The organism is Flavobacterium sp. SORGH_AS_0622 (genome assembly GCF_030818825.1).
GTDB lineage: Bacteria > Bacteroidota > Bacteroidia > Flavobacteriales > Flavobacteriaceae > Flavobacterium.
The window spans coordinates 4,016,933-4,032,200 of the sequence record NZ_JAUTAX010000001.1 but is presented as its reverse complement, the minus strand read 5'-3'; the positions used below and the strand labels follow the sequence as shown (position 1 = coordinate 4,032,200).

Annotated in this window: 12 protein-coding genes; 7 read left to right on the top strand and 5 right to left on the bottom strand. The window is 33.0% G+C overall.

Annotated features, from left to right (window positions below; translation table 11 throughout):
• Positions 1 to 206: 206 nt before the first annotated feature.
• Positions 207 to 1,484, top strand: a complete 1,278-nt coding sequence (locus QE431_RS16960; RefSeq protein ID WP_307297983.1) for an MFS transporter — start codon at positions 207 to 209, stop codon at positions 1,482 to 1,484.
• Between the two features lie 71 nt (positions 1,485 to 1,555).
• Here QE431_RS16960 and QE431_RS16955 read toward each other — a convergent pair whose 3' ends face one another.
• Positions 1,556 to 3,625, bottom strand: coding sequence for a T9SS type B sorting domain-containing protein (locus tag QE431_RS16955; protein WP_307297980.1), 2,070 nt, complete (start codon positions 3,623 to 3,625; stop codon positions 1,556 to 1,558).
• A 135-nt stretch (positions 3,626 to 3,760) separates the two neighbouring features.
• Here QE431_RS16955 and QE431_RS16950 point away from each other — a divergent pair, with 135 nt between their 5' ends.
• Positions 3,761 to 5,965, top strand: a complete 2,205-nt coding sequence (locus tag QE431_RS16950) for a radical SAM protein (RefSeq protein WP_307297977.1) — start codon at positions 3,761 to 3,763, stop codon at positions 5,963 to 5,965.
• Here QE431_RS16950 and QE431_RS16945 read toward each other — a convergent pair.
• Complete coding sequence (locus QE431_RS16945) at positions 5,962 to 6,726, bottom strand: MBL fold metallo-hydrolase (protein ID WP_307297974.1); 765 nt, start codon at positions 6,724 to 6,726, stop codon at positions 5,962 to 5,964. The two genes, QE431_RS16950 and QE431_RS16945, sit on opposite strands and share 4 nt — an antisense overlap.
• A 94-nt stretch (positions 6,727 to 6,820) precedes the next feature.
• Here QE431_RS16945 and QE431_RS16940 point away from each other — a divergent pair, with 94 nt between their 5' ends.
• Complete coding sequence (locus tag QE431_RS16940; protein ID WP_057116861.1) at positions 6,821 to 7,126, top strand: GIY-YIG nuclease family protein; 306 nt, start codon at positions 6,821 to 6,823, stop codon at positions 7,124 to 7,126.
• A 284-nt stretch (positions 7,127 to 7,410) separates the two neighbouring features.
• Here QE431_RS16940 and QE431_RS16935 read toward each other — a convergent pair whose 3' ends face one another.
• Both QE431_RS16935 and QE431_RS16930 read right to left on the bottom strand, forming a co-directional pair.
• The gene (locus QE431_RS16935; protein WP_307297971.1) at positions 7,411 to 8,097 is read right to left on the bottom strand and encodes a response regulator transcription factor; all 687 of its coding nucleotides are present in this window, start codon (positions 8,095 to 8,097) and stop codon (positions 7,411 to 7,413) included.
• Complete coding sequence (locus tag QE431_RS16930) at positions 8,094 to 9,359, bottom strand: sensor histidine kinase KdpD (protein ID WP_281866408.1); 1,266 nt, start codon at positions 9,357 to 9,359, stop codon at positions 8,094 to 8,096. Before QE431_RS16930 ends, QE431_RS16935 begins: the two co-directional genes overlap by 4 nt.
• A gap of 165 nt (positions 9,360 to 9,524) precedes the next feature.
• Here QE431_RS16930 and QE431_RS16925 point away from each other — a divergent pair, with 165 nt between their 5' ends.
• Both QE431_RS16925 and QE431_RS16920 read left to right on the top strand, forming a co-directional pair.
• Entirely contained in the window at positions 9,525 to 9,941 is a 417-nt protein-coding gene (locus QE431_RS16925; protein WP_307297966.1) for a DUF1573 domain-containing protein, read from the top strand.
• 166 nt (positions 9,942 to 10,107) lie between these two features.
• Entirely contained in the window at positions 10,108 to 11,688 is a 1,581-nt protein-coding gene (locus QE431_RS16920) for a murein L,D-transpeptidase (protein ID WP_307297963.1), read from the top strand.
• Positions 11,689 to 11,851: 163 nt separating this feature from the next.
• On the opposite strand, the gene QE431_RS16915 is transcribed toward QE431_RS16920, so the two are convergent.
• On the bottom strand, positions 11,852 to 12,361 hold the full coding sequence (locus QE431_RS16915) for a C40 family peptidase (protein ID WP_307297961.1): 510 nt from the start codon (positions 12,359 to 12,361) through the stop codon (positions 11,852 to 11,854).
• A 217-nt stretch (positions 12,362 to 12,578) separates the two neighbouring features.
• Between QE431_RS16915 and QE431_RS16910 the strand changes: the two genes are divergently transcribed.
• The gene (locus QE431_RS16910; RefSeq protein WP_307297959.1) at positions 12,579 to 13,679 is read left to right on the top strand and encodes an SGNH/GDSL hydrolase family protein; all 1,101 of its coding nucleotides are present in this window, start codon (positions 12,579 to 12,581) and stop codon (positions 13,677 to 13,679) included.
• Positions 13,669 to 15,051, top strand: a complete 1,383-nt coding sequence (locus tag QE431_RS16905; RefSeq protein WP_307297957.1) for a sialate O-acetylesterase — start codon at positions 13,669 to 13,671, stop codon at positions 15,049 to 15,051. The genes QE431_RS16910 and QE431_RS16905 overlap by 11 nt, the downstream gene beginning before the upstream one ends.
• The last annotated feature ends 217 nt before the right edge of the window (positions 15,052 to 15,268 follow it).

Below are 15,268 nucleotides of genomic sequence, written 5' to 3'. Positions count from 1 at the left end.
GATTGCTTAAGATTTGATTTTTGATTTTTCTTTTAAAGTTCCAGTAATCAAGATTTTAAAAACAGATCAAATGCTTATTTTTAAAATCTAAAATACATGAAATTTGTTAAAAAGCATAAGTGTTCTAAAACTAATTCTATTAAAGATGAATTATTGGTAATGAAACTATATTTTTGTAATCAAAAAAAAAGTTATATCTATTTTACATGAAAACGAACCCGAATCAAAAGAACTCCCTAAAACATGTTCTTTTTGGAAGCCTTATTGGCACGACAATCGAATTTTTTGATTTTTATATTTATGCCAACGCCGCGGTGTTGGTTTTCCCTCAGTTATTTTTTCCAAGTTCAGATTCTACAATGGCGACATTAGAATCTTTAGCTACTTTTTCAATTGCATTTTTATCCCGTCCGTTAGGTTCTGCTTTTTTTGGACATTATGGAGATAAAATCGGTCGTAAATTTACTTTGGTTGCCGCTTTGCTGACTATGGGAATTTCGACAGTTACAATCGGATTTTTGCCAAGTTACGCCAGTATTGGTATTGCCGCTCCATTATTATTGATGCTATGCCGTTTCGGGCAGGGCGTTGGTTTAGGAGGCGAATGGGGAGGAGCTGTTTTATTAGCGATTGAGAATGCACCGCCAAATAAACGTGCTTGGTACGGAATGTTTCCACAATTGGGCGCTCCAATAGGTTTGTTACTCTCTGGTGGAACTTTTCTACTATTAACGGATTCTATGAGCAATGAGGATTTTATGGATTATGGGTGGAGAATTCCGTTTATTGCCAGTTCGCTTTTGGTAATAGTAGGTTTTTATATTAGAACCAAAATTACGGAAACCCCTTCTTTTGAAAATTCTAAAAAAGAACACGAAGAAGTAAAAGTCCCATTTTTAGAATTAGTTAAATCATATAAAAATCAACTTATTTTTGGAACCTTTGCAGCGATTACAACCTTTTTAGTTTTTTACTTAATGACAGTTTTTACATTAAGCTGGGCAACTTCGGACTTAGGAATTGTAAAAAGAGATGGTTTATTAATACAATTATTTTCGGTATTGTTTTTTGCTATTTTTATTCCAGTTTCGGCTGTAGTGGCTGATAAAATCGGACGTCGTAAAATGCTTATTATTGCGACGGCGGCAATCGCAATTTTCGGCTTTTTCTTTTCTTACTTTTTAAGCTCAGGAAATATTGTTTTAGTGACAACATTTGCCTGCATCGGAATGGCTTTAATGGGATTTACTTACGGCCCGCTTGGAACTTTTCTATCTGAGTTATTTCCAACAAACGTTCGTTATTCAGGTGCTTCACTAACTTTTAATATGGCAGGAATTCTAGGCGCTGCTTTCGCACCTATGATTGCGATTTGGCTGGCTTCAACTTACAGTGTGAGTTACGTAGGTTTGTATTTAACAGCTGCTGCGTTTATTTCTTTAATTTCATTTTTGGTAATTAGTAAAGACGAGCATAAATTTTAATTTATACCTAGACAATAAGATTTAAGCAAAGTCCGCAACGTATTAATTTACTTTGCGGACTTTCTGTTTATTTATCTTTTTAAACTAAAATGACCCCTAAATTCTGTTCCATTTAATCTTTTTACAATAAACCAATAATCTGCGGCAGGTTCTTGACGGCCAATATAATTCCCGTCCCAAGAAGTGCCTGGGGCTAATTCCTTGATGAATTTTCCATATCTGTCAAAAATTTTTATTCCCGCATTTGGTGCTAAATAGGCAGGATTTATCGTCCAAAGATCATTAAAACCATCACCATTTGGCGTGAAGAATTTTGGAAAAGGAAGTTCTTCAACTAAATTAATGCAATCTCTATCTGTTGCTTCTAGAATATTTACTGTAATTGGAATTCGGTCACTTTCACAGTTACTTATGGTTTGAGAAGCATAATAGGTAATTCCATTTTCTAGGGATGTTTCTTCAGATAAAGTATTATTTGAGGAAGTACTTTCATACCATTTTATATTTTGTCCAATAATTTCAATATCATTAATGGTAGCATTTTTTTGAATGCAAAATTGCTGTGGAGAATTAGCAATTGGATTTGGTGTATCTTGAATTTTTACAGTAATTGCTAATCTTTCGCTTTCGCAGTTGTTTAGAGTTTGCGAAACATAATAAGTTCTATCGTTTTCCAGTACAGTTGTACTTGGTAAAGAATATGCGGAAAAGCCGGTGTCGTACCATTTTATATTTTGTCCAATAATTTGAACATCACTTAAAGTTGCATTTTGTTGTGTGCAGAAAGATTGTGAGAGATCGGCAATTGGTTCTGCGGTATTGCAAACATTAAATTTAAGAATCCAAAAATCTTGCAGACCACTTTTGTTTTCAGTTTTGTCTCCAGAAATATCAGATTGTGACCAGCCGGCAATAACATAAGAACCATCATTAGATTGAACTATAGACTGGGTCTGATCAACACTAGAACCTCCAAAAGCCTTATCCCATTCCAATATATTATTTGAGTCTAGTTTTATAATCCAATAATCGCGGTTACCTTGAGAAGCTTCTGTTTTAATTCCAGAAATTCCTGAGTAAGACATTATTCCTAGAACCAAACCATTATCAGATGTTAATCTCATATTAGAAAAAATTTCAGTATCATCGCCTCCAAAATTCTTCTGCCAAATTAATTGTCCATTGTTATTTAATTTTACAAGCCAGACATCATTAGAGTTATTTATAGTGTTTTCTGTTTTATCACCTGATATTCTAGAAGAAGAATCTCCACCAATAAAATAGTTTCCATCAGCTGTTGCTATTATTGATTTTGCATAATCTCCATTATTTCCGCCAATAGTATTTTGCCAAATGATGGATCCGTCAAGATCAAGTTTTAAAATCCAGTAATCAAAAATTCCTTTGGAATTTTGAGTTTTGTCACCAGATATATTAGAACTTGAAGATGAGACTACAACATACTTATGATCATTTGTTTTACTGATAGATGAAATTAAATCGGCAGCATTTCCTCCAATTGTTTTTTGCCAGACTATTGTCCCTAGATTATCTATCTTGATAACCCAGATGTCAATACTGCCTTTCGAGTTTTCATTTTTATCGCCAGAAATATTAGAATCAGATTCTCCACCAATTAAATAACCTCCGTCTTCAGTTTCAATTATACATGTTAATCTATCTGTACCAGTTCCTCCATATGTTTTGTCCCAAACGATATTTCTATTAGAATCAAGCTTTACAACCCAATAGTCGTCACCTCCTTTAGTATTTTGAGTTTTTTCGCCAGAAATTCCAGACGAGCTATATCCGCCTAATATGTAACCTCCATCTGTGGTTTCTTTCGCAGAAACTAAGTGGTCGTTGCTAGTACCGCCAATAGTTTTTTGCCATAACAAATTACCAGTTAAATCATCAAGTTTAAAAAACCAAAAATCATTTTGTCCTCTTGAGTTTTCATTTTTATCTCCAGAAATATTTGAGTATGAATATCCTCCAGAAATGTAATTTCCGTCACTTGTTTTTTCTATGAAGTCACACCAATCATAATCATTACCACCAATAGTATTTTGCCATTGAATATTTTGTGCTGTAATTGATGCTGTGAAGAATATGAAATATAAAAGTAAAGTTTGTTTCATTTGATTATTTTGGATGTCGACAAATGTAGTTAAATATCCTACAATACAAAATCAGAAACTTAAAACAGAGCGGCTAAAAATCTTTAACTTAAAAGTCTCCAAATATCTCGTATTTTTGCAAAAAAATAATTCCTCTTGAAAACAAAACTTTTTGTAATTACGCCTCCATTTACCCAACTGAATACTCCGTATCCGGCAACGGCTTATATAAAAGGTTTTCTAAATACCAAAAATATCGAATCGGCTCAGGCTGATTTGGGGATTGATGTGATTTTAGAATTGTTTTCGAAAAAAGGATTAATTGATTTGTTTCAAGTTTCAAGTTTCAGATTTGAAGTTACAAATATTGAAGTTTCAGATAATTCCAAGAGAATTTTTGCTTTACAAGACGAATACATCAAGACGATTGATTCTGTAATCCAGTTTTTGCAGGGGAAAAATCCAACTTTGGCATTGCAGATTTGTCAGGAAGATTTTCTGCCAGAAGCTTCTCGTTTTGCACAGTTAGAAGAACTCGATTGGGCTTTTGGAACAATGGGAACACAGGATAAAGCCAAACACTTAGCAACTTTATACCTCGAAGACATTTCCGATTTTATTGTTGAATGTGTCGACGATAATTTTGGTTTCAGCAGATATGCCGAACGTTTAGGCCGAAGTGCAAATTCTTTTGATGAATTGTACGAAGCATTTCAACAGGAACCAACTTATATTGATTCGATTTTGATTTCGCTTTTGAAAGCAAAAATTGAAGCTGTAAAACCAACTTTGTTTTTAATTTCAGTTCCTTTTCCTGGAAATTTATACAGTGCTTTTCGTTGCGCACAATGGGTAAAACAGAATCATCCCGAAATTAAAATTTCGATGGGAGGCGGTTTCCCAAATACAGAATTACGCTCACTTTCTGACAAACGTGTTTTTGAATTTTTCGATTTTATCACTTTAGACGACGGAGAAGTTCCAATTGAAGAATTAATTTTTAACTTAGAAAATCCAGATTACAATTCTTATAAAAGAACTTTTTTATTAGAAAATGGAGAAGTAGTTTATAAAAATAATTCCTTAAAACACGACTACAAACAAGCTTATGTAGGAACTCCAGATTATTCAGATCTGCCGTTGGATAAATATATTTCAGTAATTGAAATTGTAAATCCGATGCATAGAATGTGGAGTGACGGACGTTGGAATAAGCTTACAATGGCGCACGGCTGTTATTGGGGAAAATGTACTTTCTGCGATATTTCATTAGATTATATAAAAGTCTACGAACCCGTTGCAGCAAGTCTGCTTTGTGATCGAATGGAAGAATTGATCGAACAAACTGGACAAAACGGATTCCATTTTGTTGATGAAGCTGCACCGCCAGCTTTAATGCGTGCTTTGGCGCTTGAAATTCTAAAAAGAAAACTGGCTGTAACTTGGTGGACGAATATTCGCTTTGAAAAAAGTTTTTCAAAAGATTTATGTTTACTGCTAAAAGCTTCTGGTTGTATTGCTGTTTCTGGTGGTTTGGAAGTAGCCTCAGATCGATTATTAAAATTAATTGATAAAGGTGTAACTGTAGAACAGGTCGCGAAAGTGACTCGAAATTTTACTGAAGCCGGAATTATGGTTCATGCGTATTTAATGTATGGATATCCAACGCAGACGATTCAGGAAACAATTGACAGTCTCGAAATGGTGCGTCAATTGTTTGAAGCAGGAGTTTTACAATCTGGATTTTGGCATCAATTTGCTTTAACAGCTCATAGTCCTGTCGGATTATATCCTGAAAAATTTGGCGTAACCAAAAAAACAGAAGCAATTGGAACTTTTGCCAATAATGATATTGATTACACAGATTCTACAGGAATTAATCATGATAAATTCAGTTTCGGATTAAAGAAATCACTTTTTAATTTCATGCACGGAATCTGTTTTGATTATGAATTGCAAGACTGGTTTGATTTTAAAATTCCGAAAACCAAAATTCATCCCGATTTTATTTTTGATGCACTTCAGGAACAAAATGATTTCAATACAAAACCAAATGCAAAAGTGGTTTGGCTTGGCGGAAAACCATCTGCTGAAATTTTTATAAAATCGAAAAAAGGAAGAAGCTGGGAAATGATGTCTTTAACTTTTCACGATAAAAAAGAAAGCTTCAATATTCAAACCAGCAAAGAAGAAGGGGAGTGGCTGATTTCAATCTTGTCTAAAATTTCAATTTCAAGTGCTAAAAATTATACCTTTCAAGAAGTGAAAAATGATTTCGAAACTTCATTAGAAGATTTCGAATTATTTTGGTATTCTAAACCTATAAATACGCTTCGTGAATTTGGATTATTAGTGCTTTAATACTCCAAACATTCACCATCTTTAGGAATAGACGTTTTTGTTAAAAGCCCATGATCTGAAAGAGCAGATCGTAATTGCAATCTAGTTGTTGGGCAATGATTTAAAGCTTCTAAATGATTGGCAAGAACTTTTCCTGGAGCAAGGGTTGCAAATTTCAAAATGTCATCCATTCGCATTAATAATGGCTGTCCGATATCTAATCGCGCAGTACCGCAGGCGACAATCGAAATATCTGGTTTTAGCTGTGTTAGAACTTTTTCGACATGTTCGGTAAAAATAGTGTCAGAGCTTATATAAATTGATTTTTGATCTGCCAATTCGATAAGAAATCCCATGACATTTCCCATAAGTTTAGAGATAAAACCGTAACCATGAATGGCAGGAATTCCAGTTATTTTTCCGTCTAAAAATTTTTGAGGTTCCCAATATTCTAAAGTTTGAATAACAGTCAGTCCTCTTTGAAGAAGTGCTTTTTCGTCCTTTGAACTGCAGATTACAGGAACACTTTTTCTTCGTAAAAATACTTCGCCGGCTTTATCAATATGATCTGGATGCAAATGAGTAATTAAGCAATGTGTAACTCGGCTTAATATTTCTCGGCTGTTTTTTGGCAGTGCCACCAGCGGATTTCTTTTGGGCTTGTATCTAAAAATAGTAAAAGGCGGAATTGTTTTTCTTTTGCCTAACATTGGGTCCACTAAAATGACATGCTTTTCTGTTTCAATCACCAAAGTAGCATTTCGCAAATGATGTAATTTCATATCAAGGAAATTTAGATATTAAAAATACAAAGTTTTTCGAAAATCTATTTACAGATTTTTCTTTATTTTTAGCAAAATTGTTATCATTTTGTTTATGTATTTACAAGAAGGTTTTCATACCTATTTCATTTATATTCTTACAAATAAAGCGAGATCTGTTTTTTATGTTGGTGTTACAAATAACCTTAAAAATAGATTGTTGAAACATAAAGAAAATATTCTACTTGAGAATAAAACTTTTGTGTCTAACTATAAAGTTGAGTTTTTGCTTTACTATGAAAAATTTAATTGGATTCAGGAAGCAATAGCACGTGAAAAAGAAATTAAAGGATGGAGGAGAGAGAAGAAAATAGCATTAATAAAAACTATGAATCCTGACTTAGATTTTTTAAACTATTAATTTACGAAGAGATTTGATCAGAAAAGGTTTAATAGTTTAGTTTGTCATTCCGACGAAGGAGGAATCTCCATAAGTAACTCGCCAAAGATTTGTCATGACTGTGTATAAACCTTGCGTTAAGTTTTATTTATAGGTAAATTTGAACATTCTGTATGTCATTCCGACGAAGGAGGAATCTCCGCAAGTAGCTCCTCAAAGATTGGTCATAACTTTGCGGAATATTGTCGCGGAGATTCCTCCTTCGTCGGAATGACATACTGTACGATTATATTTCTTAAAACTGGTTATCCAATAGAAAATCGAAACCCAATGCCATGAAGGTTTTCAATTGAGATGCCTTGTTCATTTGCTAATATTTTGCGAAGACGCGAAATAAAAACGTCAAGACTTCTGCCCATAAAATAATCGTCTGTTCCCCACAAAGAGGTTAAGATTTGTTCGCGCTTTAAAACCGAATTTTTATGATCTAGAAAGAGTTTCAATAATTCGGCTTCACGCTGGGTAAGACCTACTTTTTCTTCTTCATTAAAAAGAATAAAATTTTTAGTGTCAAACTGATATTTTCCTACTTCGTAAATAGTTTTTACAGGCGCAATATTTTTCTGCGAACGTTTTAAAAAAATCTCAATTTTCAAAAGTAATTCCTCAATACTAAAAGGTTTTACCAAATAATCATCGGCTCCCAGACGTAATCCTTTAATTCTGTCTTCTTTTAAAGTTTTTGCCGAAAGAAAAATGATAGGAATATCAAGATCGATTTTTCTAATAGCTTCTGCCAAATCAAAACCATCCATTTTTGGCATCATAATATCAAAAATGCAGATATCAAAATCTTCTTCTTCAAAAGTTTTCAATGCCGATTTTCCGTCAGCACAATGAATTACTTCATAATTATTCTGCTCCAAATTGTCTTTGGTTAAAAATGCAAGAGTTTCGTCGTCTTCGGCGTAAAGTATTTTGAAATTTCTCATTTTTTATAAGGAATTGATAAGGTTATTGTTACGCCTTTTTCAACATTGTTTTCAGCTTTTATTTTCCAGTTCTGTAGTGTACAGATTTCTTTCACATAATATAAACCGAGACCAAATCCGTTGACTTCATTACTTTTCTCGTTCTGAACACGGTAAAATTTATCAAAGATAAAAGATATTTTTTTAGGAGTAATCCCGATTCCATTATCAATAAACTCAAGTTTTAAACAATTTTTATCTTCGGTAATTTTGATTATTACTTCTGGCTTTACGCTGCAGTATTTTACAGCATTATCCAATAAATTATAAACTAAATTAGCAAAATGAAAAGTATCAGTTTCTATTGAATAATCATTCGATGAAGTTTCAATTGTAAAAACAGCATCTGGATATTTTAAATTGATATTTGAAATTGCTTCTTCAATTATAGGAACAATTAGGATATTCTCTTTTTTAAGTTCTAAAGGAGCATAATCTGCTTTTGCAACATTTAGAATTTTTTCAATATGGCTATTTAACTTATTTCCTTGACTAATAATAATATCGGTATAAGTATATAACTTTTTATCTTCTTTAATTGGCTTTTGCTCAATTAGATATTTAGAAGCGATAAGAATAGATGCCAGAGGCGTTTTAAACTCATGCGTCATGTTATTGATGAAATCACGCTGTAATTCAGAATATTTTTTTTGCTGTAAAAGTTTAAAAATAGAATAAACATAAATCAGTAAAATTAAAATTAACGCCGTTGAAAGGATAAACCAAAAACGCATAGAACTAAATAAATACGTAGTTTCATTAGGAAAACGTACAGCGAAATAATAAACCAGATTTTTATGCTTAGGGAAATAAACAGTTTTTTTGCATTCTGCTTTTTTCTTTGAAAGCGAAATATAATCACCATAAATCATTTCATCACTCTGGCAGTTGTACATCGCGTATTCAAAATCTGTAGTGATATTCATTTTTTTGAATTCCGTTTTTAGATAAAACTCTAAAATTTCAGGTTCAAATTCATTATCGACATTTACAATATAATAATCGTTGGATATTTTCTGTACGGGATTCTGTACCGGCAGTTCATGATTTGTTCCTTCATAGAGCTTTTTTGCCACTTCCAGTAAAGCAATATGTGCTTTCTGGCTAAGCTTTTTTTGTTCAATTGTAAAAGCCTCTTTTGTCCATAACAATTGTGCCACCAAAATACTAATGATGGCTACCAATCCTAAGAGAATGATGCTGTTGAGTTTATTAATTTTCAAGAATAAGGAATTTTAAAAGTGTAATATTAATCAATTTTACCCTGAAAATAAGCGATTAACAAGTCATTAACAAACATTTGAAAGCGGTTAACAGCGATTTGGTTTTGTCTGAAATACCTTTGTAATATCAAATTAGAACTATAAACCATTTTAAATATATCCGTTATGAAAATGATTAAAATTTTGATGTTAGCTTTGGCTTTAGGGCTAATGTCTTTTTCGGCGATTGCTCCAGTAAAATCTTTAGTTTCAGAGACTAAAATTTCAGAAACTTCGGCTTCTACAATTACTTGGAAAGCAGAAACAATAGATGTTGGACAAATTCCACAAGGAACTCCAAAGGCAATTGTTTACGAATTTAAAAATACTGGAAAAACAGCTGTTGTGATTACAAACGTTAAAGGATCTTGTGGTTGTACGGCTACAGATTACACCAAAGAACCAATTCAGGCTGGAAAATCTGGAAAAGTTACTGCAACTTACAATGCTGCAAACAAAGGTGCATTTACAAAAACAGTTACTGTAACAACTAGTGCAGAAACAGCACCAAAAATCCTTACTTTAAAAGGTACGGTTATCTAAGAATTTTAATAGGTTGGTTATATGGCAAGCTCCAGACAAGTAATTGTTTGGGGCTTTTTTTATGCAGTTTAATTACTTTTAAAATCAGAAAAAAAGATAAATAAGATTTATTTGCGAAGACTTTGATTTAATAGAATTTTTTCTACTTTTAATAAAAAATTCTGGTATGAAAATTTGGTATTCGCTTATTATTACGGTTGTACTTTTTACTGTTTTTTCGTGTAACTCTAAAGCAGATAAAAAAGAGGAAAATTCGATAAAAAAAGTTGAGAAAATTCCAGAATTAAAACTTACAATTGACAGTACTCGCGTTGCTGCATTTTATGAAAGTTATCCGAAACTTTCAAAATTTAAAAGGGATGTAACTTCTTTATATCAAAAAAATAAATCAACTCAATTGTGGCAGGATAATAAAGGCGTTGTAGAATTTGGTAATACTTTATTCAACCAATACAAAAATCTGGATCAAGAAGGATTAAAAGCAAATTTTCCATACAGCGAACAATTGAATTTGGTTTTTGATAATAATGCTGCCAAGAAATTATCAAAAGAAGATACGGATTTACTTCTTTCTAATCTCTATTACTATTATGCCGAAAAAGTATATGGAGGATTTGATGAAAAAACGGTTATTTCTTTAGAATGGCTTTTACCTCGTAAAAAGTTCAATTATCAAGTGCTTTCAGATTCTATCTTTAAAAAATCGACCATTTTAGACGATAAGAAAAGAAAGATGTTCAGCCAATATTATAAACTTCGTGATGCTCTAAAAGAATACAGAGAAATTGAGAAAAAAGGCGGCTGGAAAAACATTGAAACGGGAGATGATTTTAAAAGTTTAAAATTAGGCGATTCTTCAAATGTTATAGCTCAAATTAGAGAAAGACTTTTTGTAACTAAAGATCTTAAAGAAGATACTAAAAGCGCGATTTGTGATACAGTTTTAATTAAAGCCATGAAAAATTACGAACTACGACACGGTTATGCGCCAAAAAACACCATTTTAACAGAACATATAAACGATTTGAATATTCCAGTTTCTGACAGAATAAAAACCATAATCGCCAATATGGAACGCTGCAGATGGATTGATCCTGAATTGGAAAAAGGGAAAAAATACATTGAAGTAAATATTCCTGAATTTAAATTGTATTTAATTGAGGATGGAAAAATTGCTTTTACTTCGCCTGTTGTTGTGGGGAAAGCAATGACAAAAACCGTAATTTTCAGTGGAATGATGAACAATATTGTTTTTAGTCCGTATTGGAATGTGCCGCCGAGTATTATTGCAAAAGAGATAAAGCCAGGAATGGCGAAAGATAAAAACTATCTTCAAAAGAAAAATTTAGAATGGAATAACGGGGCCGTTCGCCAGCTTCCAGGAAAAAATAATTCTTTGGGATTGGTAAAGTTTTTGTTTCCAAATTCAAGCAATATTTATCTGCATGATACGCCTTCTAAAAGTTTGTTCGAAAGGGAAAGCAGAGCTTTTAGCCACGGCTGTGTGCGTGTTGCAAAACCTCGTGAATTGGCAATTGAATTATTAAAACCAGATCCATCTTGGAATCCTGCCAGAATCGATAAAGCCATGCACGCCGGAAAAGAAAGCTGGTATACACTTAAGAAAAAAGTTCCTGTTTATATCGGATATTTTACAGCGTGGGTAGACCGCGAAGGGCAGTTGAATTTCTATAAAGACATTTATCAAAGAGATGAAAGTCTGTTGAAACTATTGACAGAAGAATAAAAGTTTAAATTCGAATTCCAATAATTAGCTGGATAAATTCCAAATTCTAAAAATGGTTTTTTTAAATTTTATTTTATTCAGAATGAAAAAATTGAACCCAGAGATTAATGGATTAAAAAGAATTATATAAAATGGATGCTAATCTTTTAATCTGTGGTAAAAACTATTTAGATAAAACATCAATACATTTATAAAAACGTTTGGTATAATGTTCTGTATCAAGAGCTGTAATCGTAACCTGCTGTGCTTTTCCAGATGAGGCGTGAATAAATTTAGAATGCATCCCGTTAGCTTCGCATATAATTCCAAGATGACCAACAATAGTTCTGTCTTTGTAACCGTAAAAAACTAAAATATCTCCAACCTTAAAATCTTCAGGTTTTAGAGCTTTTCCCAAATTCTTATAACCGCTTGAGCTTCTAGGCAATGTCAAACCAAAATTGCTATACACATAACTTACAAAGCCAGAGCAGTCAAAACCTTTTTTCGGATTACTGCCTGCGTACAAGTAAGGTGTTCCTAAATATTGTTTGGCATATGCGATAATAGAATCCCGATCAATTTCGGCTTCAATTTTAGGATTTTGAATTGTTTTTTGTTTCTCTTCCCTTTTCACAGTGAAAGAAGAAAATAAAAAAAGAGGAAGTAAAAAAATATAAAGGATTGATCTCATTTTTTTTAGTCTAATATAAGTTGAAACGTTAAAGATAAACCGTTATTTTATTTTAAAAGAACAAAAACACCCTTTAAAAGTACAAATAGCATTCGTTATCCTTCAAATGATGTGTTTATGTGGTGTTTTTTTATTGCATTTTGACATTTTAGTATCTTTCTGTCTAGTTCATTTCAAATATATTTGTGAATCGTATTTATATTTTAACAAATAAATTATGTTTCCTAAAAAAATAACTCTTTTAATTTCGTTTTTGCTGATTTCGATCGTTTCGACTTCACAAACTCAAAATTCAAGTAAAACTTTTTTATACCAAGGCCGAATTGATAAACTTCAAAACGATAATGTCATTTTGATAGGGACTGCATCTTCGGTTTCGTTTAATTTTATTGGAAATGAATGTTCAATTGCACTTCAGAGTGTAGATTCTTACGAACATCATAATTATGTTCAGTTGGTTTTGGATGGAAAATATATTGGGAAAATCAGGATTGAAAAAGGTGATGTTCAAACATTTCCAATAAAAGTGACTTCAAACAAAAAAGAACATCGTTTAGAAATCTATAAAAATACAGAAGCGCAAAGCGGTAATGTTTTATTCGCAGGAACAACGGCAAAACTGACTACAATTTCTTTTAAAAAGAAAAAGAAAATCGAGTTTATTGGAGATTCTATTACTTGTGGCGCGGCAAGTGATGGTTCTGACATTCCTTGCGATAAAGGAGAATATTACGATCACCACAACAGTTATTATGCTTACGGTCCAACACTTTCAAGAAAGATTGGTGTTGATTATTTGATGAGCTGTGTTTCTGGAATTGGAATGTATCGCAATTGGAATGACGAAAATAAGGACGAAGCTATAATGCCAGATGTTTATCAAAATTTGTATTTAACGAAAGATCCTTCGAAACCTAAATATGATTTTGCTTTTCAGCCGGATATTATCAGTATTGCCTTGGGAACCAATGATTTTTCTGGTGGAGACGGAAAAAAAGAACGCCTTCCATTTAATCCTGAAAAGTATGTTTCGAATTACATCAATTTCATCAAAATGTTGTACAAACATAATCCGAATGTACATATTGTAATTACGAATAGTCCAATGGTTGGAGGAGAAAAAGGGGGCGTTTTTGAAGATTGTCTGAATAAAGTTAAAAATGCTTTCGCGAATGATAAAGCGCATAAGCCAATTCAGATTTTCAAATTTAAGCCGATGACTCCCAAAGGTTGTTCAGGACACCCAGATGTAGCAGATCACAAAGTTTTGGCTGATGAATATGCTCCATTTTTAAAAAGCTTATTACATGAAAAATAATATTTATAAGTTTGTCTTCTTTCTATTGATTTCCAGTACTATGATGGCAAACGTTTCGCTCCCGAATATTTTTAGTGATAATATGGTTTTACAGCGCAATTCTGAAGTGAAAATTTGGGGTTGGGCAAATCCAAAAGAAGAAATAAAACTAGTTTCTGGCTGGAATAATCAGGAATATAAAACCGTTGCCAATAATCAGGCGAAATGGGAAATCACGATTAAAACTCCCGAAGCTGGCGGACCTTTTTCTATTAATATAAAAGGCTACAATGAAATCATTTTAAAAAATATTTTGATTGGTGAAGTCTGGCTTTGTTCAGGACAGTCTAATATGGAAATGTCGGCAAGCTGGGGAATTGATGGTGGAGAAGAGGAAGCAAAAAATGCTACAAATCCGAATATTCGATTTTTTACTGTTCCGAAATTGACTGCAGAAAGTCCGCAGAATAATTTATTGGGAAACTGGACAGAATCGACTCCAGAAACCATGAAATATTTTAGCGCTGTAGGTTACTTTTTTGCCAAACGCCTGCGCGAAGATTTGAAAAATGTTCCAATAGGATTAATTTCTTCGAATTGGGGTGGCACTCCTGCCGAAATCTGGATGCCCGAAGATGTTGTAAATAATGATCCACTTTTATTGGAAAATGCTAAAAAACTAAACGAACAAGAATACGGACCAAGACAGCCTGGCCGTGCGTATAATGCAATGATTTATCCAATTGTCGGATTTAAAATTGCTGGAACGCTTTGGTATCAGGGAGAATCGAATGTAGGTTCTTTGGTTTATGATAAAACTTTAGGCGCCTTAATTACCTCATGGAGAAAAGAATGGAAGGATGACTTTCCGTTTTATTACGTTCAAATTGCGCCTTTTAAAACGGGAAGTAATAATTTCTCAAATGTTACGGTTAGAGATTCTCAAAGAAAATTATTGAAAGAAGTTTCAAAAACCGGAATGGTCGTTATCAGTGACATTTCAGATACGATTGATATTCATCCCAAAAATAAAAAGGATGTTGGAATTCGCCTTGCTAATTTGGCTTTGGCTGAAACCTACAAAGCCAATTCCAATTTGGTTAACGGACCGCTATTTAAAGTAATTACAGTTGAGAAAAATAAAGTGGTAGTTTCTTTTGATTATGCTGATGGATTGTATTTTAAAGATAAAAAATCGAATCAATTTGAAGTAGCGGGAGGCGATGGCGTTTTCTATCCAGCCGAAGCTTCGATTAAAAATAACGAAGTGATTTTGACAAGTAAAAAAGTTGTGAATCCTGCAAAAGTGAGGTTTGCATGGGGAAATACAATACAGTCAGATTTGTTTAATAAAGCGAATTTACCGGCTTCTTGTTTTACGTCGGAATTTTAGATTTTAGATTTTTTTGTCAGGCTGAGCGACCCCAAGGCTTCGGGAGAAGCCTCGCAAAGTTAATACCCAAAGTTTGTCATTGCGAGGAACGAAGCAACCACATTTGCAAAATCCAGTTTGTGGCTAATTGTTATTGAGGTTGCTTCGTTCCTCGCAATGACAAGATTGTGTCTTTTGAAAATGCTTGCGTGAGGGATAGTAGTGGAAAGCCCACAGC